At 57.1% G+C, this 21,921-nt stretch carries 23 protein-coding genes and 1 tRNA gene; 14 read left to right on the top strand and 10 right to left on the bottom strand.

Annotated features, from left to right (window positions below; all coding sequences use genetic code 11):
* Window positions 1-47 precede the first annotated feature (47 nt).
* From V8J85_RS14190 to V8J85_RS14160, 7 genes are all read left to right on the top strand, one after another.
* On the top strand, window positions 48-527 hold the full coding sequence (locus tag V8J85_RS14190) for a UPF0262 family protein (protein WP_339954456.1): 480 nt from the start codon (window positions 48-50) through the stop codon (window positions 525-527).
* A 1-nt stretch (window position 528) separates the two neighbouring features.
* A complete protein-coding gene (locus V8J85_RS14185) occupies window positions 529-1,002 on the top strand; it encodes an arsenate-mycothiol transferase ArsC (RefSeq protein ID WP_339954408.1) in 474 nt (157 codons plus the stop codon).
* A 117-nt stretch (window positions 1,003-1,119) separates the two neighbouring features.
* On the top strand, window positions 1,120-1,338 hold the full coding sequence (gene infA / locus V8J85_RS14180) for a translation initiation factor IF-1 (RefSeq protein ID WP_007205486.1): 219 nt from the start codon (window positions 1,120-1,122) through the stop codon (window positions 1,336-1,338).
* A gap of 15 nt (window positions 1,339-1,353) precedes the next feature.
* A complete protein-coding gene (locus V8J85_RS14175) occupies window positions 1,354-1,959 on the top strand; it encodes a Maf family protein (RefSeq protein WP_339954407.1) in 606 nt (201 codons plus the stop codon).
* The gene (locus V8J85_RS14170; protein WP_339954406.1) at window positions 1,956-2,990 is read left to right on the top strand and encodes a ribonuclease E/G; all 1,035 of its coding nucleotides are present in this window, start codon (window positions 1,956-1,958) and stop codon (window positions 2,988-2,990) included. The genes V8J85_RS14175 and V8J85_RS14170 overlap by 4 nt, the downstream gene beginning before the upstream one ends.
* Window positions 2,990-3,175 (top strand): DNA gyrase inhibitor YacG, encoded by a 186-nt coding sequence (locus V8J85_RS14165; RefSeq protein ID WP_339954405.1) that lies wholly within the window; start codon window positions 2,990-2,992, stop codon window positions 3,173-3,175. The genes V8J85_RS14170 and V8J85_RS14165 overlap by 1 nt, the downstream gene beginning before the upstream one ends.
* Window positions 3,176-3,284: 109 nt before the next feature.
* Window positions 3,285-3,359: transfer RNA gene (locus V8J85_RS14160), tRNA-Phe, on the top strand.
* 31 nt (window positions 3,360-3,390) lie between these two features.
* Here V8J85_RS14160 and V8J85_RS14155 read toward each other — a convergent pair.
* From V8J85_RS14155 to V8J85_RS14145, 3 genes are read right to left on the bottom strand one after another with little or no spacing between them, the layout of a single operon-like run.
* On the bottom strand, window positions 3,391-4,503 hold the full coding sequence (locus V8J85_RS14155) for a tyrosine-type recombinase/integrase (RefSeq protein WP_339954404.1): 1,113 nt from the start codon (window positions 4,501-4,503) through the stop codon (window positions 3,391-3,393).
* Window positions 4,503-4,739 (bottom strand): hypothetical protein, encoded by a 237-nt coding sequence (locus V8J85_RS14150; protein ID WP_339954403.1) that lies wholly within the window; start codon window positions 4,737-4,739, stop codon window positions 4,503-4,505. The genes V8J85_RS14155 and V8J85_RS14150 overlap by 1 nt, the downstream gene beginning before the upstream one ends.
* Before the next feature lie 15 nt (window positions 4,740-4,754).
* Window positions 4,755-4,961, bottom strand: coding sequence for a hypothetical protein (locus tag V8J85_RS14145; protein ID WP_339954402.1), 207 nt, complete (start codon window positions 4,959-4,961; stop codon window positions 4,755-4,757).
* Between the two features lie 137 nt (window positions 4,962-5,098).
* Here V8J85_RS14145 and V8J85_RS14140 point away from each other — a divergent pair, with 137 nt between their 5' ends.
* The 6 genes from V8J85_RS14140 to V8J85_RS14115 all read left to right on the top strand — a co-directional run bounded on the left by V8J85_RS14140 (window position 5,099) and on the right by V8J85_RS14115 (window position 12,099).
* Window positions 5,099-5,521 carry a helix-turn-helix domain-containing protein gene (locus V8J85_RS14140; protein WP_339954401.1) on the top strand — a complete coding sequence of 141 codons (423 nt, stop codon included), beginning with the start codon at window positions 5,099-5,101 and terminating at the stop codon, window positions 5,519-5,521.
* A gap of 4 nt (window positions 5,522-5,525) precedes the next feature.
* Window positions 5,526-5,825 carry a hypothetical protein gene (locus V8J85_RS14135; protein ID WP_339954400.1) on the top strand — a complete coding sequence of 100 codons (300 nt, stop codon included), beginning with the start codon at window positions 5,526-5,528 and terminating at the stop codon, window positions 5,823-5,825.
* 37 nt (window positions 5,826-5,862) lie between these two features.
* Window positions 5,863-7,746: a site-specific DNA-methyltransferase gene (locus tag V8J85_RS14130; RefSeq protein ID WP_339954399.1), complete on the top strand. Its 1,884-nt coding sequence runs from the start codon at window positions 5,863-5,865 to the stop codon at window positions 7,744-7,746.
* Entirely contained in the window at window positions 7,743-10,277 is a 2,535-nt protein-coding gene (locus tag V8J85_RS14125; RefSeq protein WP_339954398.1) for a DEAD/DEAH box helicase, read from the top strand. The genes V8J85_RS14130 and V8J85_RS14125 overlap by 4 nt, the downstream gene beginning before the upstream one ends.
* Before the next feature lie 16 nt (window positions 10,278-10,293).
* Window positions 10,294-11,202: a restriction endonuclease gene (locus tag V8J85_RS14120; RefSeq protein ID WP_339954397.1), complete on the top strand. Its 909-nt coding sequence runs from the start codon at window positions 10,294-10,296 to the stop codon at window positions 11,200-11,202.
* 342 nt (window positions 11,203-11,544) lie between these two features.
* Window positions 11,545-12,099, top strand: coding sequence for a hypothetical protein (locus V8J85_RS14115; RefSeq protein WP_339954396.1), 555 nt, complete (start codon window positions 11,545-11,547; stop codon window positions 12,097-12,099).
* A 16-nt stretch (window positions 12,100-12,115) separates the two neighbouring features.
* Here the strand turns inward: V8J85_RS14115 and V8J85_RS14110 are convergent, their stop codons facing one another.
* The 6 genes from V8J85_RS14110 to V8J85_RS14085 all read right to left on the bottom strand — a co-directional run bounded on the left by V8J85_RS14110 (window position 12,116) and on the right by V8J85_RS14085 (window position 19,962).
* Window positions 12,116-14,740: an RNA-binding domain-containing protein gene (locus V8J85_RS14110; protein WP_339954395.1), complete on the bottom strand. Its 2,625-nt coding sequence runs from the start codon at window positions 14,738-14,740 to the stop codon at window positions 12,116-12,118.
* A 257-nt stretch (window positions 14,741-14,997) separates the two neighbouring features.
* Window positions 14,998-16,551, bottom strand: a complete 1,554-nt coding sequence (locus V8J85_RS14105) for a relaxase/mobilization nuclease domain-containing protein (RefSeq protein ID WP_339954394.1) — start codon at window positions 16,549-16,551, stop codon at window positions 14,998-15,000.
* Window positions 16,545-16,973, bottom strand: coding sequence for a plasmid mobilization protein (locus V8J85_RS14100; RefSeq protein WP_339954393.1), 429 nt, complete (start codon window positions 16,971-16,973; stop codon window positions 16,545-16,547). The genes V8J85_RS14105 and V8J85_RS14100 overlap by 7 nt, the downstream gene beginning before the upstream one ends.
* 41 nt (window positions 16,974-17,014) lie before the next feature.
* Complete coding sequence (locus V8J85_RS14095; protein WP_339954392.1) at window positions 17,015-17,869, bottom strand: hypothetical protein; 855 nt, start codon at window positions 17,867-17,869, stop codon at window positions 17,015-17,017.
* A gap of 339 nt (window positions 17,870-18,208) precedes the next feature.
* Window positions 18,209-19,084, bottom strand: coding sequence for a DMT family transporter (locus tag V8J85_RS14090; protein WP_339954391.1), 876 nt, complete (start codon window positions 19,082-19,084; stop codon window positions 18,209-18,211).
* Window positions 19,084-19,962, bottom strand: coding sequence for a LysR family transcriptional regulator (locus V8J85_RS14085; protein WP_339954390.1), 879 nt, complete (start codon window positions 19,960-19,962; stop codon window positions 19,084-19,086). Before V8J85_RS14085 ends, V8J85_RS14090 begins: the two co-directional genes overlap by 1 nt.
* 110 nt (window positions 19,963-20,072) lie before the next feature.
* On the opposite strand from V8J85_RS14085, the gene V8J85_RS14080 reads away from it, so the two are divergent.
* Window positions 20,073-20,612 (top strand): FMN-dependent NADH-azoreductase, encoded by a 540-nt coding sequence (locus V8J85_RS14080; RefSeq protein ID WP_339954389.1) that lies wholly within the window; start codon window positions 20,073-20,075, stop codon window positions 20,610-20,612.
* 53 nt (window positions 20,613-20,665) lie between these two features.
* On the opposite strand, the gene V8J85_RS14075 is transcribed toward V8J85_RS14080, so the two are convergent.
* The gene (locus V8J85_RS14075) at window positions 20,666-21,724 is read right to left on the bottom strand and encodes a calcium-binding protein (protein WP_339954388.1); all 1,059 of its coding nucleotides are present in this window, start codon (window positions 21,722-21,724) and stop codon (window positions 20,666-20,668) included.
* Between the last annotated feature and the right edge of the window lie 197 nt (window positions 21,725-21,921).

Here is a 21,921-nt window from a genome sequence, read left to right as displayed (position 1 = left end):
CGGGACCGCGGGCTACACAAATCCGAACCCTGATTGGACCCGATATGATGCCCCGGATCACCCGCATAGAGCTTGACGATGCGAACCTGCCGCCACCCACGCCCGAGATCGAGCAGGAACGGAAAGTGGCGATCTTCGACCTGCTGGAAGATAACCGTTTCATCCTGCCGTCCCGCGAGGAACGCGATGTGCCCCCCGGGCCTTACGCGCTGAACCTGTCCATCCGCGAAAAACGGCTGGTCTTTGATATCAAACAGGAAAATAATGATCCGGCCAGCGAATTCCACCTCTCGCTCGGCCCGTTCCGGCAGGTCGTGAAGGACTATTTCCAGATCTGCGAAAGCTATTTCGATGCCGTCAAAACGTTACCGCCCAGCCAGATCGAAACCATCGACATGGCCCGCCGTGGCATCCACAACGAAGGGGCACGGGTTCTGCAGGAACGGCTGGACGGGAAGGCCGAGGTCGATATCGACACCGCCCGGCGCCTTTTCACCCTGATCTGCGTCCTGCATTTCGGGGGCTGACTTGGCCGAGGACGGCAAATATCAGCCGCTACCGCAATCGGTCCTGTTTTGCTGTGACTACAATTCGGTCCGCTCGCCGATGGCCGAGGGGATCATGAAAAAGCTCTACGGAACCGAATGTTACATCCAATCCGTCGGCGTCAAGAACGAGCTTGAGATCGACGGATTTTCCATCGCCGTCTGCGAAGAAATCGGCGTAGAACTGTCGCGGCATCGGTCACGCTCATTCGATGAGATGGAAGATTGGGGGGATGACTTGTCGTCCTTCGATCTGGTCCTGGCATTGTCACCCGCCAGCCAACGCCGCGCGCTGGATCTGACGCAATTCTACCACCTTGACGTCGAATACTGGCCGATCCTCGATCCAACGGGGCTTGGCGACAACCGGGAGGCCCGGCTTGACCTCTATCGGCAGGCCCGCGACCAGATCATAGAGCGACTGAAGACCCGCTGGGGCCCGGGGGTCGACACCTGAATCGTGTCCAAACCGCGCCAGATCGTAACGTGATTTGAGTTTGCTCTTGAAAAACCACTATCAGAGGCGCATCTAAGCGCCGTCCGCAAATAGCGGATGCACAAAACAGGAGATCACATGGCCAAGGAAGAACTGCTCGAATTCCCCGGTGTCGTGAAGGAACTCCTGCCGAATGCGACATTTCGGGTCGAGCTGGAAAATGGCCATGAAATCATCGCACATACGGCAGGCAAGATGCGCAAGAACCGCATCCGCGTTCTGGCTGGCGACAAGGTACAGGTGGAGATGACGCCCTATGACCTGACCAAGGGGCGGATCAATTACCGTTTCAAATAAGGGTCTCGTGGCTGTATGACGACCCTGCGGCCTGACCCGTCATTGCGGCTGGTGCTTGGCTCGGGCTCGCCCCGGCGGCTGGAATTGTTGGCGCAGGTCGGGATCACCCCCGATGACGTAAGGCCCCCGGATATCGACGAAGACCCGGCAAAGGGCGAAGTGCCCCGTGTTTATGTCAACCGGATTGCCGGCGAAAAGGTCGCTGCCGTTCACACGGCAGCGGATGAGGTCGCGTTATGCGCAGACACCACTGTCGCCCTTGGTCGCCGGATCATGGGCAAACCCGCTGACGCGAATGAGGCAACCGCCTTTCTGCAGGCGCTTTCCGGTCGGCGTCACAAAGTCATCACCGCCATCGCCATCAAACGCGGCGACCGGATCTGGCAAAAGGACGTGCAGACCAGCGTCGCGGTCAAGCGCCTCTCGGGCAGCGATATCGCATGGTACATCGACACGGGCGATTGGCAGGGCAAGGCAGGTGGCTATGCCATTCAGGGGCCAGCGAGCGCGTTCATCAGCTGGATCAACGGATCTTTCCACGCGGTCATGGGCCTGCCGCTGCCAGAAACGGTCGGTTTGCTGACCGCCGCCGGATATCCGGTATTGGGCCGGCGCGCATGAAGGGCCGCACTATCATTCTTGATCAAGTGAAGGGCATGGAGGCGGCAGCGCTGCTGGTCGATGGTAAGCTGGACGATCTGTTGATCGATCACGTCGATGCGCCCCGCCCCGGAGCGATCTATCGCGGCATCTGCGACCGCCCCATCAAGGGCCAGGGGGGCATGATGCTGCGGCTGTCCCATGGCGATGTCGCCTTTCTACGGCACGGCAAGGGGTTGCGTCCGGGGCAGGCATTGCTGGTGCAGGTCACAGGATATGGCGAGGGTGGAAAGGCGATCCCGGTCACCGACCGCGTCCTGTTCAAAAGCCGCTATGCCATCGTCACACCCGGCAAACCGGGCATGAACATCTCGCGCCAGATCAGTGACGATGACCGACGGGACGAACTGCTGACGATCGCGCACGAAGCTCATGACCAGGCCCATGGCCTGATCCTGCGCTCGTCCTGCGCGACCGCTGCGGCGGATGATATCACTGATGATGTCATCGCCATGCAAGACCTTGCCGCTGCCGTCCTGGACGACGCAGACGGCACCGACCCGGAAGCGCTGACCGAAGGTGACGGCCCCCACACGCTCGCTTGGCGCGAATGGACCGATAGGGCGGAGGTGGTGACGGAGGCTGGCGGTTTCGAGGCATATGGCGTGCTTGACCAGATCGCCGCGCTGACCGGCTCCGAGACCGCGCTGAACCCCGGCAGCATGGTCGTCGAACCCACCCGCGCTTTGGTAGCGGTGGATGTGAACACCGGAAACGACACGTCACCTGCCGCAGCTTTGAAAGCAAACCTCGCGGCATGCCGCGCCCTGCCGCGCGCGCTGCGGCTGCGCGGGCTGGGCGGGCAGATCAGTATCGACTTTGTCTCCATATCCAAAGCGCATCGGCGGCAGGTCGAACAATCGCTGCGGGCCGCATTCAAGGCCGATCCGATTGAAACGGCATTGGTCGGGTGGACGACCATGGGCCTGTTCGAATTGCAGCGCAAACGCGAACGCGCGCCGCTGCCATTGGCGTTATTGGAGGATATCTGATGAACTGCCCAATCTGTGATCGCCCAGTGGACACAAAATACCGCCCATTCTGCTCAAAACGCTGCGCGGATCGTGATTTGGGCAAGTGGCTGACCGGCGGCTATGCGATCCCATCCGATAGCCCCGACGATGTGGACGACATTGAACGCGAGATGCAGGAAAGCCAGTCACAAAAGCCGCACTGACGCAGTTTTGGCACGGGCCAAAGGCACCGGTATTTTTGTGGCAAACGGACTGGACACCCCCGCGCGCCTCGCCTAAGAAGCGTCCACCCAGCAGGTCATCTGCGCCCGTGCCCGGGTAGCTCAGGGGTAGAGCAGTGGATTGAAAATCCTCGTGTCGGTGGTTCGATTCCGCCCCCGGGCACCACTTAACAAGCTGATATAATTGCGTTTTCTGCTCATGGCTGATCCTCGTTCCGGTCAGGTTTGACGCTTTTCTGCGAAGGTTTGACACTTTCGGCCCGCCTTCGGTTCTCTTCTTCCAATGTCGCCATCGTCTCGCGGTTCTTGTCGGCAAGGTTCGCAGACCGCGAATAGTGCCGCGCCATGGACGGTGTTTTCTGTCCCAACAGGTCCGCGATGCGGCGTTCGTCGAGGCCCGCTTCGCGCAAAGTCGTGGCGACCGTGTGCCGCAAGCCCTTGAGGGTCAGGCCCTTTTCGATAAGGCCTTCATTCTCAAGGGCGGTTTTGAAACGGTGCCAGACGGTTGAGAAGCCGTTGTAGGTCCAGGCTTCACCGCGCGAATTGGAAAGCACGGTCTCGGCTTCGTGGTCGGGCATACGGTCAAGTGCAACCTGAAGCGTCGGACTAACCGGAATCGCGACCTCTTCGCCGGTCTTGCCTCGCACGCCCCAAATGGTGCCACCATCGACCTGATCTTTCCGCAGTCGCAAAGCGTCGGATGGATCGAGGCCGGTGTTCATCATCAGGGCTAGGGCCACGCGCACATGTGGCTTGGCCTTGCCCAAGACAATGTCTCGCTCCTCGATAGTCCAGGGACGGTTGGCATAAGCGCGGTCGCGCGGGCGGCGCTTGGGAATGACGTCTTTGGCGAAGTTGGCGGAGATAAGACCCTTCGGAATGTTGTAGCGAAAGACTTCGCTTAGAAGCGTGCGGACCATGTTCGCCCGCCGCCAGCCAATCTTCTTCGCGGCCTTGTCGTGGATGCCTGCGATCAGCGGTGTGTCGATCACATGGATCGGCGTGTCTCGGATTGGCTCAAGGAAATCGGCGCACTTGCGATAATCGCGCCGGGTCGCCTCCGCCAGGTTCTGATAGTGCTCTGTCTCAAAGTAGGACTGGATCAACCCGCCAAGGGTACCAGCTTTTGGCGCTTTCGCCCGCTGAGCTTCAGCGATGGCGCGGATCGTCTCGCATTCGGCAAAGAAGTCGGCGGAACCAATAGGAGCGTTGGTCAGGTCAACCTTGTGGCCGGTCTCGCGGTGATAGCATCGCTGCTTGCCGTGCCGGTCCTTGAAAATCTTGAACCCTTTGACCCGCACCTGTGTCATCAAAGGCGGTCCAGAATGGTGTCGCGGGTGTCGGTCACGGCCCCGGACTTCACATCATCAATCCAGAGATCGAGATCACGGCGATCCCAAAGAAGCGTGCCTTGCTTCAACTCAACGGGCCGAACCGGGCAGGCCGACTTGAAGTGCTTCACAGGCAACCCGGCATAACTCGCGGCCTCGGACTGCTTCAGCATGCGCTTGTCGATCACGCTGATATTCAGATTGGTCGTCGCCATGGCCTGACACCCCCATCAATTCGCTGCCGAACGCTCGGCCCCTTTGACCTTGGTCGCGTTCTTCTGAAACCGCTCCCATCCGCTCATCGTCAGCATCTTTGTTTTGGACGATATCTCCACGAACTCCAGTTTCCCGGCGTTCATGAGTGCGCGAATTTGCGCAGGACTAAGCCCAACGATTTCGCTGAGCTGTTTGGGAGAGAGAAGACGTTCCTGGGTCAATTTCAGCCTCCACTGTTGGATATGAATGGAATCGCTTGTTCCGCACCTTTTGACATGCTCAGATGGTAATAGGATAGAAATAGCGTCATTTTGTGCAGTTTCGCTCGTTATGACGATCGCGTCAATGGGAACCTTGCATGCCGCAGGACAATAGGTCAGCTTTCGCTTCTATGGGCGCGCGGCTCGCAATCGCGCGCAATGAAGTTGGCCTGACACAAACAGCCATGGCGGAGGCGATTGGCGTCTCTCATCGCGCCTATCACAGCTACGAAAAGGGCCAGCGCGGTTTGCCCGTCGAGGCTCTCGTGGCGATAGCGGACCGGTTCGAAGTGGATGCAGCGTGGATTCTGCTCGGAACCAAGGCTGTCCGAGCGGCGCATGACTTCGAGGCGCTAAAGCGGATCGAGACTTCACTCGATCAGCATCTGAATGAAGAAGACATCAAAATAAAAAGTGAAAAGCGCGGGGCCATCGTCGCGCGTTGGTACCAGTCGCATGTCGAGGGGCGGGAAGTAACGGATGATGACGTTCACACTTGGATCGAACTCGTAAGGGAGTAAGCAAATGCAAAAACCAAGCGACCAATGGAAGAAACTTCGCCGGGCAGCACTGGAACGTGCGCGCCGTAACGCAATTGACCCTCTGGCACCGCTGCACTGGCTCTATGCCTTGGCGTGTGTCGTTTACCTTGCCGGTTTCGTGGCTCTTCAGTTCCACCCCGGCGGCGCGGACCTTTCCGTACTGCTGGCAGTGATGCTTGTTCCGGTAGCTATTGCTGGCCTGCTGATCCCACTCCTGACTGGATCAGTCCTAACCCTGCATTTCACGAGCCGCCGCTTGGACGCGCTCGCGAACGAAAACTAACCGGCGAGCAACGCCACAAAAGGAAGAAGGCACGGAAATGTCCGGCAAATATGACGATTTGAGCAAGGCACAACTGATCGAGCTTCTGGAAAAGCGTGACCGGACCAAGAAACTTGGTTTGGTCTGGGAACGCGACGAGATCGCTGCGGATCAGGCCATTGATGAAAACTTCATTGCCTGTGAGATCGTGCCCGAGTTGTCGGACAAGCCTGCGCCCTGGGCGAATATGATCATCGAGGGCGACAACTTCGATGCGCTGCGTTGGCTTCGGATGACATTGTCCGGGCGGGTGAAGTGCATCTATGTCGATCCGCCGTACAACACTGGTAACAAAGACTGGGTTTACAACGACCGATACATGGATAAAGAGGACCGCTTTCGCCAATCCACGTGGCTGGAGTTTCTTTTCGAGAGGTTTTCGTTGGCTCGTGATCTCTTGGCCGAAGACGGAGTAATTCTTGTCTCAATCAATGACGAGCAGCGTGCCTTGCTAGAGTTGATGATGGATGAGGCAATGCCTGGGAAACGCATTGCTACCTTCACTTGGCGCACGCGAACAGGCGGAAACGATTCTAAAGGCGCATTTATTTCAGAAAATCATGAGCATGTGCTGATCTATGGGGGTCCTGACTTCCGTTTCGGTGGATACGAAAAGACCTTCGAGAAATACATCTTCTGGGATAAAGAGCGGAAGGATCACTTTCGTCTCAGCGACATTAGTCAGCCGAAAGACATGAACGAGCGGATCAACGGTTTTTATGCCATGTACGATCCACAGACTGACACCTACTACCCTCCCAATCCGCAAAGGGTTTGGCCTTCGCCCTTACCGAAGGGAGCCAAGTATGACGCTACTGATTACCCGGACCTTATGCCGGTATTTCCACCCGACGAAGCGACCAAAGGTAAGCTGCCAGCCAAGGACCAAATTTCAAAATGGGTGAAGCAAAGGCGTATCGTATTTCCCGAGGACCAGAGAGTTGAAGTCTTCGACGATATTGATGCTCTTCGAGCTGCCATCGATGCTGCTGATGTTCCTATGGCGAGGAAAACAAAGAAAATTTGGCGTGAGATGCCTCATCTGGAATTTTGGGTTGGGAAGCGCATTGGATACGGCATTCCGCAATGGGTTCGGTACAAGAAAGAACTAAAGAACGCGACGCAACCTGTTTCTTCGTGGATCACGCCGCTAGCAGAAACGCATACACTTCCAGCGACTGAAGAAGTCGACCCGAACGCGCATCTTGTGTCAGGATCAACGCAAGAAGGCACGACAGATATTCAAGACATTTTCGGCTCTAAGGCGTTCAACTATCCCAAACCGGTCTCGTTGGTTCGCGAAATGGTCCGTCAGGCGACAAGTCAAACCGGGATTGTACTGGATTTCTTCGCGGGGTCGGCGACTACTGCGCAAGCCGTGATGGAACTGAACGCCGAGGACGGCGGGGATCGGCGCTTCATCATGGTGTCTTCGACTGAAGCAACGGAAGACGAGCCGAACAAGAACCTTTGCCGAGATGTGACGGCGGAACGGGTCCGGCGGTTGAACGCCAGCGATGATCCCAAATACGACGGCCTTTCTGCCCCGTTTGCCTATCTGCGCACCCGTGAAATTGCATTCGAAGATCTGGACTATGATCTTGCGCCCAAAGACGCCTGGGCCGCACTGGAAACACTGCATGGCCTGCCATTGACGATCTATGAAGACGCAGCGGCTTGGAATGCGCATGAGAGTGAGGGTGTCACGCTTGTCATGGTCGACAAATACGATTCCGTGTTGTTGGACTGGCTGCGCGAGAGGTCACGTCAAAACGTCTTTGTTTACGCCTGGGCACCCGGTCAATTGGCGCGGGAACTTGGCGACGTAGAGGTCGAAATCCGTTCTGTGCGCGACACGCTCGTCCGAGGTTTCCAGCAATGAGCGACGGTCGCTATGCCCTTGCCAAATACCAGGACCGCGCGGTTGAAGCGCTGATCGGCGTTGTGAAGAAGGTCGCGGAATACCACGACGACCGGACCAAGGATCGCCAGCAGATTGCCCTGAAAAGTGGCGTAACGTTGCTGCAAGCCCCCACCGGTTCCGGCAAGACGCTTGTGCTGGGCCGGGTACTCGAAGGGCTGCGAGGCGGGCTTTCGCGTCCTGTGGTTTGGTTCTGGTTTGCGCCCTACGCGGGGCTGGTGACGCAAACCCGCGAGTCCATTGTGGATCAATGTGGCGCGTTGCGGGTACGGGATATTTCCAAGGACCGGGAACCCGTGGGCACACGGGATGGCGACGTGTTTGTCCAAACCTGGGGCGCAGTGGCCGCGAACAACAAGGATGCCCGCAAAGTGCGGCGCACAAAGGAGAGTGCGCTATCGCTGGATGATATGATCGAAACGCTCCGCGATGACGGCTTCTTTGTGGGGGTGGTGATTGACGAAGCGCACCTGAACTTTGGAGCGTCCGCACAAGCGGCGGCCAATTTCTATCTCAACACCCTCAAGCCAGACTTCACGATCCTGGCGACAGCAACGCCGAACGACGACAAGCTGGATGCCTTTGAGGATAAGGCCGGGATCGAAGTGGCAAGCCGTGTCATCGTCCCGCGAGATGATGTTGTGTTGTCCGGCCTGAACAAAGAAGGCTTGATGATGGGCGTGATCCGCATGAGCGATGCGGATCGTGACCTGGTAGACCATGAGCAAGCAACGCTAACTGCCGGATGGACCCAGCATCTTAGGGTGAAGTCGCGCCTGGAAGAGCGGGGCATCGCGCTCACACCCTTGATGTTGGTACAGGTCGAAGATCAGGCCAAGGGCGGAGAAGACCCGGTTGAGCGTGTTCGCCAGAAGCTTGTCGAAGTCGGCGTCCCCGAGAGCGCAATCGCGACGCACACCTCGGGTCAACCCGACCCGGATTTCCATACCCTCGCTTACGATCCAGACAAGCAGGTTTTGATCTTCAAAGTTGCCGTTGCAACCGGATTTGATGCTCCGCGTGCGTGGACACTCGTTTCGGTTCGCCCGAACCGCGGCAAAGAGTTTGGTCTGCAAATTGTTGGGCGGATCATGCGTGTCCACCCACTCATTCGGCCTTTCCACGGAGAAGACGATTTGTTGGACCGGGGATATGTGTTCCTCACTGATCCTGAGATGCAGGCAGGCTTGGACGCCGCTGTGGAAGAGGTAAAAGCGGTCAGACAGAGTATCGAGCTCCTGACAGACAGATTGGATGTCTTCGAGTTTGGAAGTGCGTCTAAGCCATTGGTCAACAATTCTTTTGCTCTCACAGCAACGGCCACACCGCAAACTCCGTCAGACCCTGAAGAACGCCAGCTTCGCCTTTCAAACTTGATCGAACAGGGGCTTGTGAAGCCAGAGGTCGAAGATCTGCCCGAAGAAGAACAAGACAGGGCAATCCTGGCTGGAGAAGCCTGGCAAGAGATGACGCAGACACCGCTATTCGGAAACTTGCCTGAGACGAAGCGACCATCAACGTCGACCGGACAGTCGAAGCCCAACTTGCGCCCCTATCCTTTACGGACAGATATCGATCTACCGAAAGGGCTATGGCGCGAATTGCCCCCTGATCCGGGCAATGCGGACAAGCTTGTCGAAGACATCGCGAAGGTCTTTTGCAGCACGTCCAACATCGTTTCGTTGCTTCAAAAGAAACGCGCAAAAGCCAAGATGAGCCTGCGGGACTTGTTTGTTGAAGACATGTCTGAAGAGGTCGATATTCGCCTGCGGCTTTCAAACGTCCGGGTCGCTGAGAAGGCTCAGATGGCCTTTAACTTCAATGACGCGATCGACCCTCGGTTGCTCAAGCGTTCCATGATCTCCGAGTTGCGGCGGATAGTTGACGACGAAGGCATTGAGGCTGAGGAACGCGACCTGAGACGCGCTCTGGACCTTGCGGTCATGGGCGAGCCTGAAAAGCTCAAAGAGGCTATGAAAACGGCCCAGGGTCGCAATGTGAGGCTATCGGACGCTGAGCCAATCCCTACGAGTTACTTCGGCCCGGACGGTCTTAAGGAGGCACAAAAATCCGCGTATAGAGTTTTTCCGGCGCGCCTAAACACAGAAGAGTTGGACTTTGCCGAAGTGCTGGATGCCGACGGTACAGGAACGGTGCTTTGGTGGATGCGGAATCCCGAAAACGAGCGTTGGGCTACCAGGATTGTTTTGCCGAGCGGCAAGAATTTCTTCCCTGACTTTGTGGTTGGTGTCGCTGGACGCGCAACTCCAAATGCTATCGCGCTCGTTGAGATCAAAGATGACGGGGAGACCGGTCGCCTTCAGTCGGATCGCAACATCGATAAGATACGCGTCCAACACAGGGAATATCGAAATGTTTTTTGGACCTACCGAGACAATGGCGAATGGGTTCGGGCGCGTTACGCAGAAGGTCTACACCGCATCTTGCCGAAGGACATGTTCCAGATTTCAGAGATGGTTTTCTTAGAGTGATAGTTGAGAAGTTAGCATGACAAGGCGATTTGAAATCGACGCTGAAACCCTTCCAGACCTGCCCGGAATGATGCTTGTCACCGTCGAGGCTCTGAAAGACCTCGGCGGGTCCGCAACGATCCAGGAGCTCGATGAGAAGGTGATTGAGCTGGAAGGTGTGACAGAGGCTGAACAGGCTTTCACCATGCCCCGCGACGAAAACCGGACACGGGTGAATTACTACCTCGCCTGGGCGCGAACCTATCTGAAACGGGGTGACGCGCTGAACAACTCCAAGCGCGGGGTCTGGGCGCTGACAGAGTCAGGTTCCGCGATCTCCGACCTAAGCGCGACGCAAGCGATCTATGATCAGGTGACGCTGGAAGAACGCGAGCGCGCGCGCCTGAAGCGTATGGCCGCCAAAAAAGCTGACGCTGGCACGGGTGAAGAGATCGAGGTCTTGGCCGAAGATGGCCCGGCTGATGAGGAAGATTGGAAATCGGCTCTCCTATCCGTGCTGGGCAAGATGACTCCAGACGGGTTCGAACGGTTAGCGCAGCGCCTTCTACGCGAAGCGGGCTTCACAAAGGTTGAGGTGCGAGGGAAGTCCGGCGATGGCGGGATCGACGGCGTTGGCGTGTTGCGGGTCAATCTCGTGTCGTTCCAGGTCTACTTTCAGTGCAAGCGTTGGAAGGGTAGCGTTGGCTCCAAGGAAATCCGTGACTTCCGAGGGGCCTTGCAGGGCCGTGCAGATAAAGGGCTGTTTATCACCACTGGGCACTTTACCAGCCAAGCTTCGGACGAAGCCACACGCGACGGCGCGATTGCGATTGATCTCATCGATGGCGACCGGCTCTGTGAGTTGTTGAAGGAGAACCGGCTCGGTGTCACAACCGAGATGATTGAGCGGGTCAGCATCAATCCTGAATGGTTCGGTGGCATTTAGAACAAACGCACCGAGAAAGCAACAAGGTTGTCAATTGACAACTTAATGAAAGAAGCCTATTTATGCGTAGAAAGCCGCACAAGTCCAAGGAGATCGAGGCGGTCCTGCGCGAGTTGGAAGACTTAGGTTGGACAGTCACTTTGCGTTCTGGGCGTGGTCATGCTTGGGGCCTGATCCGGTGCCCGAATAACGATCCTGACTGTCGGTGCGGTGAGTTTTGTCAGATGGGTGTCTGGTCGACGCCCCAGAATCCGGGCCGCTTTGCGCGGCAATTGAGAAGTCGGGCGCTCGGTTGCACGAAACTCGACAACACGAATGAAGACGCGCAAGAGGATGAATAATATGGCAGAAATTGAGTTCGAACTGATCTTCGCCCTTCCAGAGGGTGAGCATGAAGTATTCGATCTGATGGACGCGGTCTTCGAGGCTGGCTTCGAGGATGCCATCGTCGGCACTGGCGTGCCTGGCATGCTTGGCGTTGCACTGGAAGCAGCGAGTGATCGCGCGGAGGATGCGATCCTCGATGCTGCGCGTGCGATCCAAAAGCAATTGCCGGAGGGCTCGGTTTTGCGAGAAGTGCGGCCTGACCTCGTTAGCTTGGCGGATGTTGCCAAGCGGTTGGAGGTGACGCGCCAGTCGCTGCAAAAGCGTAAGATGCCCCCGGCCAGCCAAGGCGGGCTGTTCCGGATGGAAGAGGTTGCTGTCGTCATCATGGACGCGGCGGCAGGCAAGGGTACTGGAGCGCGCAAAGGGCGCTTCGTAGTGGACAAAGCGGGTAAGTGGCTGAGTGCGGGGAAACCGGCGCGTCGGGTAAATGCGGGCCTTGCCGTTGGCGCGATTGACGGAGCGACGCTAGAGGTGCGGGAGGATGCCAGAAGTTTTTTGTACTCTGAGTAACTTAAAGAGCCGCGAGCTACACGATCCTTTCATTCTTGTCGCCGAATCGGTCACGGGCTTCTGAGAGCACTTCCAAAGACTGGACAACTGAAGTTATAGCCTCGGTATCAACCCATTGTTTGGATTTCATTTCCTGAAGGTAGTTGTGGAGAAGGCCGATTGCTTCGTCGAACTTGGTATGAGTGTTTTCATCATAAACCTCTCGACGCTTTGCCACATGTTCAGCCCACGCAGAAACCGAATTTGTCATTACTGAAATCACAAAACGTGAGCGAACATAGCATTCAAAAGCCTCCGCTGCGATTTGGAAAATTTCGATCCCTTCTTGTGTGGCCGACAGGTCCCGCGCCGCAAGAGATAGTGAAGACTCAAAGCTTTCTTTACGCAACGATTTGATGTCTTCAGTGGGTATTGCAGCGTCTCCGAAATGATATGCTTGGTCAGCTAGCCGACCCGCCTTCAAATATAGGGTGGTAGCCGACGCCAGATTGCCCGTTCCGTGTATGATACCCGCTAGCCGATTGCTTGCGACGGCTTGCCGGTAGGTGAACCGGCCAGAATTGATGGACCTTCTGGCTTTCTCGCAGACTGCCAGCAAGCCATTCCAGTCTTCCTTTTCGGTCAAGACCTCGCACCAATCGTCGAATAGTTCATTTCGTCGACAACCCGCGCCAAAAGCTCTCTCTAGTGCGTTCTCGGCTTCGTCTAGTTTTTGTGGGCGAACTTTCAGATAGCAGCGTCCCAGCAAGCACAAGAGGCTAGGGTTGGCATTTGGTCTGTTTGCAACAGAGTACTCAACCAATCCAAGCGCGTCATCTGCACGATCCTGCTGCCAAAGTGCCACGGTGCGCCTAATTACATGCGCAACGTCTCTTTCGTTTCCTGAATAGGCTTTGTGAATATCAATTATTCTACGTTCAATTGCCTTAGGGTCTGTGATCATTGACTTAATCGTCTCTTGAAGCAGAGAGATCGATCTCGAGACCGCGTATCTAAAGCCACCTACATCTTCACTGTCAGGCAACTCCGCGAGATGGTGTCTTCTGAGTGAAGTTAGATCATCGTTGAGCGTCTTATGATCTTGCTGGAGTACTTCCTCGAGTTCGACGCGGGATGCACCCTTCGAAACGCAAAGAGCATACAGCAGACGACGTTGCCTATCCGAAAGTTGCTCCAACTCTCGCCGAAATGCAAAGTTGCGAACGTCTTCTCCCTCGTTGTCACGCCAGTCATTGAGCGCCTTGTCCAGAGGTTCCCCAAGGGCAACTAGCTGGAGGATTGACTTAAGGAATAGGGGGGAACCTCCTGAATAGTCGAATAGTCTCCTAAAAACCTTCGAGTCTGAGCTCAATTTCAACTGTTTGATGTCGAGCGCGTTGGCATAGCGTCTTGTCAACTTTAGGAAATCGGGCCGTGCAATTCCTTGCACTTGTAAGAGCTGTGCTGGCGCTGCCCCTAGATTGATACGTGACGTAAAAATTGCACGGGAACTGCCAACACCAACCCGATTGGCCAAGCCAATCGCAGTATTTAGAGTCTGAAATATTTCTGCTTGGTCGTCCGGACTGAGAGTGTCTAGGTCGTCAACGACGATGAAAGCCGAGATGACGGCGAGGCCCGAGGAGAGCGCGTCAATAAATTCGTCTCGGCTTTCAAGTCCTTCAATCTCTTCCTCAGAGAACGCTATATTCTCGAGTATCAGTTTGTATAGTTCAGTTGGGGTGGAAAAATCTGGAGAGAACTCCCCTGTGTTGGCTATCGGTCGTCCCAAGTCGGCTCGGAATGAATACTTCTTGGCTCCAAACCAAAGAATGTTGTTGACGAAGACTGGCGGCGAGTGTTCGATCTGTTCGCAAAATTCCCGCACCAGAGTGGTTTTCCCCATCCCTCCAAGTCCTGTGACGAGCCGGGTTGGATTGTACTTATCGAACATCCACTCCCACAGTTGACGCAATTCTGAGGAACGGCCAAAAAACTCGACAAGAGTTGGGTCTCTGCTGGGAAGATTTGCGTAAACAATTGATTTATGGAGGCTTTGATCCTTCTGACCCATCCCCGTGTCGCGTGAAAACAGAAATGAGTAATCCGCTGGAGTTTGCGCCTTACGGCAACTATCGTCAAAGCGACCAAACACATCGTTCTTCTCGTATATGTAGTTGCCTCTCGAATTTCGCCCTTTAGAGTTTTTGACGAACTGAGCTGGCTGGTCGTTGTCTGGTCGTCTTGGTATGAATAGAAGCCCCAATCGTGCATTCTGAAACGAAACCAATCGATAGACAAAATCAATTGACAAGCCCAAATCGGCTTCGACTCTGCTCTTTAAATCATCAAGCAATAGATGCTTATCAAAACCGATCAGCTCTCGCTTCTTTTCCTCAAAGCCTATGATTAGATACCCTCCGGATGAATTATAAAACGAAGCGATATCTTTCACGAGCTCGCAGAGGGAACGAACATAGTCCTCAGTGTTTTTCTTCTCTTCGATGACATTGCAGTCAGCTTTGAAATCCCAGAGAACGTCTTCGTGGTATGTAAAGTCACCATCGTCCCAAAGTAATTCAAGAACTTCAGTGCCGCATGAGCCTCGATGCACCATTTTGCTGACAGCGCTTCTTATGTTCGAAATTACAAAATCACTCAATTCTTTGCTCGCCTTATCGCGGAATGTACGCCCATTTTTGGACTTCAGGTCGAGGGCGAGTCAACGTCCTTGAAGCTCTGTGGTTCGCGATTTCCTGCAAGTTAGGCGAAAACGCTTGGTTTGGGCTATTTCTCAACAAAAATGGCTCTACTAAAAATTCGCGAAACCGGCTCCCTCGTCTCCGATGGCGAGGCCGCCGTGAGAGGTCATCCTGCTGCTGGGCGTTCAAGCTCGCGAAGTGAGAGGGCGTACCGCACTCAATGCCTCAATCCCCGCTCTGCATGCGCTTCCTGGCTGTCTAGCTGTCCCTCAATCTCTTGGCGGCGGCTTTCGCTAAGGTCAAGCTCTGCTGCAAGGTCTCGTCCAGCGTCTTGTAGCTCGCCTCGTCGTTCAGCAATCCGCTCAAGGCCTGCATGGATGCGGCTTGTGAACGAATGAGCAAGGTCACGCAGTCTTTCAAGCCAGCCAGCTCCTTCTCGATCCTCCCGGTCGAGCGTGTCTCCAAGGCGGTCAAATCCTTCGCGGAGGCCTCTGAGGCCGTCACCGACCGCTCGACACAGGCGAGCAAGTCGCGTTCCAAGGCTGTCAGTTGGGTCATCTAGTCCTCCTCGATCCGAATGCAGGTGACGTGTCTCTCGCCCATCGTGCAGGTGCGCAGCCGTGTCTTCGACGGGTCCAGGATCAACCACGTCCCCTCGGGCCGCTCGATCCGTGTCAGGCCCAGTTCCGTCAGTTCCGAGCGGGTCAGATGCACTGTCCAGAAAAAGCTCGCGGCCATCATCGAGGCGATCCCCGTTAGCACCATCCCCGCGATCAGCCAGGGCGAGATCGTCAGCCAGCGGCGGATCGAGCTCAGCCCCGTCTCGAACATGCTCGCCGTCTCGGTCTGGAAGTGGTGCGTATCGCTCGCGATGGTATGCTGCGCGGCGCCCACAATGTTCTTCAAATCGATCCTGAAGCTTTTCAGCTGGGATGAGATCGAGGCGACGTGTTCCTGCCTGATCTCGTCGAGTTCCGCGTTCAGCTTCTCGCTCAACCGGGTCGGCTTGCCAGTCTTCATGGAAAATCTCTCCTTTCAGCCGCCAACGTTCGCCGGTCTCGGGGTCGCGGGCGGTGATGTAGGCCTTGCCGGTGCGCGGCAGGTCGAAGCCCGCGTCGGTGAGGGCGTCGATCATGGTCGAGCGGTCAGTAATCAGACCCATGTCGATCTGGTCCTGAATCCAGGCGTGCAGCTCGTCGCGGCCCTGGGCGTGGGTCGGGGCCTCGACGGTATCGCGGACCTCCTGCGCGCGCTCCACATCCATCGGGTCAGCCCAGCCGTGGCGCTGGTTCATCAGGTCTCGCAAGCTGTCATAGTCGTCCTGGTATCCCGGCGGCGCGATGTTGAGGCTCTTGCCCGTCGTCAGCTCTAGGCGCGGTGTGCAGAAATGAAGCTCGACCCGGCCTTCGTGGCGATGGCGGACCCAGAGCACCTCATATTGCTCAGGGTCCAGCCCCGCGAAGGCCAGCCGCTCGAACCCATCCATGACCTCAGCCTGCTGGTCCTCGTTCGGATCATCGCTGTCCGCAAAGCTGATCACGCCTGCGCGGTAGGTCCACTGGTGGCGGCTGGCGTCGATCAGGGCTTCGGTGCGCTCGGGATTGCCGCGTAGGACTTCGGGCAGCGGATCGCGGGTGACGGTGATCGGCCGGCCGTCGGCATCGCGGATCAGATCGCGATTGCCGTCATAAGCCAGCACGCGCTCGGCTACGAGGTACCCGACCGGTCCCGCGCCCGCGCCTTTTCCGTTGGCGAAGAACTTGATCAGCATCGCCGCGCCTCATCGAGGAGCGCGGCGAGCTGGCGTTCGATCACCACAAGGCGGCGCGCGACGGTCAGCGTGTCGAGGTCGGTGCGCCCGGCCTTCATGGCGTGATTCAGCCAGCGGGCGATCTGGTTGAGGTTGCCGCCGATGCGTCCGACAGCCAGCACAAGCGCCGGATCAACGCGCGGCATGGGCTTGCGACGGCGGGCCTCAGTCAGGCCAAGCGCCTCGCGCAAAAGGGTCGAGGCGGGCAGGCCAGCGGCATCGGCCTTGGCGCGCAGTTGGGCCTTCTCGGACGCGGTGCAGCGGAAGACGAAGGTCTCGGTCAGCGGCTCTTTGGCGGGGGCTTTGCCCGCGCCGGTGGGGTTCGAAGGGGAGGCTTGCCGCCCCTCGCAAGGTCCCATGTCAGCAGCGTCAGCGTATGACATGGGTCGCCTTGCTGTTTGCGCTTCGGTGGGATCGGTAGCGGTCATGATCTGAGGCCTGCCGCCTGGATTTGCGCCTGCGTCACGAGCTCTAAGGCCAAGAGCGCTTCGGCCTGGCCGGGAGTGATGTGGCGGCAAAGCGGATGGCGATCCGTGACCCAATTCGCCAATCCTGTGAGAATCTCGGCTTCCTTGGCCTTCGTCTCTTCTCGGCCTTGGGCGATGTCCTCCACATAGGCCCGCCAGCGCCCGGACTTGAACCAGTTGTCCGAGAAACAGACTTTCGACCGGGTGAAGCCCGCGCTCTCGGTCGCGTAGGCCTTCACGGCCTGCAACAGGTCCTTGACCTCCGTTCCGGCGTTCAGGATGTTCCTGATCCGCTCGAGACACTCAGCCTTCCCGCGCAGACGGTCAGGCGGATAGCAGGCCAACACCTTCACAGCCTCTTCATCCTCCGCGGCCACGCGCTCGCGCGTAGGTGGTTTATGGATGGTTTTAGGATGGTTTGGGGGCCGTGGTGGCCCCGGTACCCCGGCCACTGTGGCCCCCGTTCCGGGTCCAGTCTGGACGGGGTCCACTGTGGCCCCCGTCTCAATCTCGGGTTCTGCGGTCAATTCCAGCGCCTCGATCCGGGCCAGATCGATCCGGTAAACGACGGTGAAGCCGTTCTTGCACCCCCGCGCGCCGGTCTCGATCAGGATACCTTTTTTCAGGAAGTCGCGGATCGTGCGTTTGACGGTCGTCTCCCCCAGCTCGGTATGCCGCTGGATCGTCCCCTTGGAACACCAAATGCCTGATCCATCATCTGACGCCTTGTCGGCCAGAAACATGATGATCTGCTTGCGCGTCGCGCTCCCGAACTTCCGCTCCGCACACGCATTCGCAACCCGCCAGCTCATCGGATGGCCTCGGGGCCAAGGTTTGACAATTCGCCGCTAAGTGTTTGATGGACCGTGGTGGGTTTGACAGATTTTCCGGCCTTAAGCTGTTGAATGCCGTTAGTAAGCTTCGGTTTGAAAATCCTCGTGTCGGTGGTTCGATTCCGCCCCCGGGCACCATAAAACTAACGGCCTTGCTAGTTTTTCGGAATTTCAAGCTCTTTGAGAGCACTGAAGTTTGGGACGATCTTCGCGACGAGGACAGGCGGAACTCCTCCATCCTTTTCGTTCCCGTAGATTGTCTCAGACAGTGCCCGAAATACTATCGACGGAGCGGCATCAAACCGCGACCGGTCCATGTCACTCTCTCAAAAGCAGTATCAGTGCCACGATCGTGAGCCCGACACCCGCCAGCACGAGTGGCGACGGAACCGCTCCGCCAAGCGCGATGTTCCATAAGATAACCCATGACGGGGTCAAATACGTGTAGGCCATGACCTTGGATGACGGCAATCGCAAGGTCGCGAATTGGAGCAGTGTAAACGTCGCGGCACTGGCAAAGATGGCTGTGTAAAGGATCGTCACCCAGACCATACCCGGCAGCGCCATCCAATCTGTCGCCACCAAGTCCCGCCACCCCCACGCGGTCAGCATGACCGATCCCGCCAAGAGTGTTCCGAACGTGAAGACGATGGCAGTCTCGCCCCTGTTCAGTTTGCGGACAAGCGGCGTATAGATCGCATGCGCAACACATCCCCAGAAGTAGATGATCTCTCCGCGTCCGATCTCGAATTTCAGCGCCGCGCTCAGATCCGCCTGAAATATCACCCAGAGTGCACCCAGAGCGCCCACGGCCAGGGCCAAAGCCATTCGCGCTGTCAGGACCTGCCGCAGCAGAAGGTATCCGAAACCCGCAGCCAGAATGGGTGTCAGTGTAAAGACGGCCGCGGCGCTGACCGCTGGGGCGGTTTTGAGCCCTTCGAACATCAGGACGAAGTATGTCGCAAAGAATGCGGCCAGCAGGACGTATCGCCAAGGTGCTATGGCCGCCGACGCCGGCAAACCTGTGCTGACCCATGCAACACCCCCGATGATCGCGGTCGCTATCCAGAATCGGGCGGCGTTCAGTGCGGTCGGCGATATGTCGTTGGCCGCCAATACGCCCAGCGCAAACGATCCGGCAACCAGCAGCGAGAAAGCGAGCATTGCCAGATGCCCGGCATGCGCCGGTTTCATCAGCAATCCATGTCTTTGATTCGATCCTTTAGAAACCGCAAGAAAGCCTGCACCTTGGCCGTCCGGTGCAGATCAACATGGGTGACCAGCCAAAGCGGCGCGGCCCATTCGTCTTGCCGCGGTATGACCTCTTTCAGTTCGGGGTGCTGCAGCAGCGCCTGCGTCGGCACAAAGCCGATGCCGGCACCCGCCAGAATGGCATCCTGCATATTGCGGTTGTCGGTGGCCCGATAGGTGAAACGATCATCGGCTACCATCCCCCGCAACCAGCGCACAAAAGGTGCGCGGCTTTGGTCATTGTCGTGGACGACGAAGTAGTGATTTTTCAGGTCGTCGATATCCTGCGGACTGCCATGCCGCCCGATATAGCTATCCGATGCGGCCAACGCCATTTGCTGCGACAGGAAAGGTTGAACAACGTTGTCCGGCTCTTCCGGCATGGACCCCGCCCGGATCGCCACATGCGCCTCGCCATATTCGAGCCGAAAGAGGCGATCACCCGTGCGATAGCGAATGCGTACTTCGGGATAGGCGGCCTGAAATGCGACGAGGATCGGGGTCAGCATGCGCGACACCATACCAAGCGACGTCACCACCAAATCGCCGGTGACGCCATCGCCCTGCCCCTTGATCCGGCCGGCCAGTTGCGTGAATTGGTCATCGGTCGCTTGTGCCACCTGCAGCAAGTCCTGCCCGGCCTCGGTCGCGGTGTAGCCGCGCGCGTGACGCTGGAAAAGTTTGACCCCAAGCCGCTGTTCCAACGCATCGATGTGGCGGATCACCGTCGCATGATGGACGCCGAGTCTGTCCGCCGCTCCGCTGACGGTGCCGTTGCGCGCCACTTGATAGGCGGTGCGGATTTCGTCCCAGTTATCCATGGCGTGACCTGTGCGCTGGCAAACATTCGATGTTAGAATTCAGGCATTTTGTTTGTTGATGCAAGGCGTAATTCTTGAACGAGAAATGCAACGCACAAAAGGTGTAGCACATGATCCGGAAAATTCTTCTTGTGGATGCGTCTGGTACGGTGGACGGCTCGGTTTCTCGTGCGGCGACGGCCAAGCTGATCGCTGACATGGCTCCCGCAGACATGACGATCCGCGATCTGGCCGAAACGCCCCTGCCACAGGTCGATCAGACCTGGATCAATGCCCGGCTGGTACCGGCGCAGGAACGCTCCGAAAACGAACGGGCCTCCCTCGCCCTTTCGGACAGACTGATCGCCGAAATCGCAGCCGCCGACACGATCGTTATCGGAATGCCGATGTACAATTTTGGCATGCCTGCCGCTTTGAAGGCCTGGATCGATCTGATTGCCCGCCCGAAAGTCACCTTCGCCTATACGGAAAACGGCCCCGTCGGCCTTTTGGAAGGGAAACGCGCGATCGTCGCCGCGTCTTCTGGTGGCGTACCGATTGGTAGCGATATGGATTTTGCCACGCCACACCTGCAGCAAGTGCTGCGCTTTATCGGTATCGACGATATCACAGTGCATGTGGCCAAGGATGTGGTCGCCGCGGCGGCTTAGACCCTTGAAGGCAGGCGGATGCCGATCGCATGCATCCGCCCTTTGCCTTTCATTTATATAAAGAAATCTGCTTCTGTCAGCGTTTCGACGCCTTCCAGAATGATTACCTTGTCGGGCACGGCGTCGGAATCCTCATCTATTTCCAAACGTCCATCTTCGAACCGCGCCTCGATGCCCAAAAGCGGATCAGCATCACCGGAAAAGGCGGCGTCCCCCAGATAGTCGACGCGCGTGCCCAGCTCTCCAAAGAAGATGCTGTCTTGGCCGGGCTGGAAGTTCTGGATCACATCGGGTGCATCGGCGGGGCTGTCATCGGCAAAGAAGTTGTAGCGGTAGATTTCCCGCACATCATTCGAGCCAACAAAGGTGTCGGTGCCGATATTGCCGAAGACCTGGACGACTTCTGGCTCGGGTTCCGGTTCTTCGGCGGTCCCGTCGATAATGAAACCTTCGAGATCGTCGACCTTGAACGTGTCCACCCCGATGAGTTCAAAGGCAAGGTCTGCGACCTGATCATTGTCGATATCCAGTTCCAGCAGCCCATTTTCAAACCGTGCTTCGGTCACGGCATCATCAGCGTCCGAGAATTCACCATCACCGATAAAGCGAACCTCGGCTTGTTCGCCGCCAAAGTCGAACACATCCTGACCGCTTTGGAAATTGTAGATGACGTCGGGGTTTTCCGGATCACTTTCGCGAGCAAATTGCAGGTAGGAATATGTCTCGGCCGTATCGTCCGAGCCGAAATAGACATCGGCACCTGCACTGCCGATAAAGGTGACCGCTGCAGCAGCCCCGGTCGAGATCAGCAGGTCATCCCCACCGTCACCGTTCATAATCCGCCCGCCGATCAGGATATCGTTGCCACCGCCACCGGTTATCACGTCCTCGCCATCGGGATCGAGGATGATGTCATCGCCACCTTCGGTCAAAAGCGCGGTGGTATCGCCAAGTATGCGGTCGCTTCCTGGGCCACCTATGACCACGTCATTGCCGGCGCCGCCTTGAATATTGTCGTTGCCTTCAAGACCCCGGATAAGGTCATCGCCTTCGGTTCCTTCGATCCGGTCGTCGTCTGCGGTGCCAAGGATATCGTTGAATTGTGGTATCATTGCAGTTTTCCTTTTCAGGTGTTTCCGCACTGACTGCGCCCCAAGTCGCATGCATATGTGGTGTCAACGACCGAACCTCACTGTTCGGTCTGGGGATGTTTAAATCAGCAAGAATGTAAGCCAGTACATTTTCGGCGGCCGCGCCCATAAATGGCGACTAGTCGCCGAAATCCCGAACGTCTCTGCGCAGCTAACGG

Source organism: Yoonia sp. 2307UL14-13 (assembly GCF_037572755.1).
Taxonomy (GTDB): Bacteria; Pseudomonadota; Alphaproteobacteria; order Rhodobacterales; family Rhodobacteraceae; genus Yoonia.
Note: the sequence above shows the minus strand (reverse complement) of the source record. Positions and strands in the feature narration are given on the sequence as shown.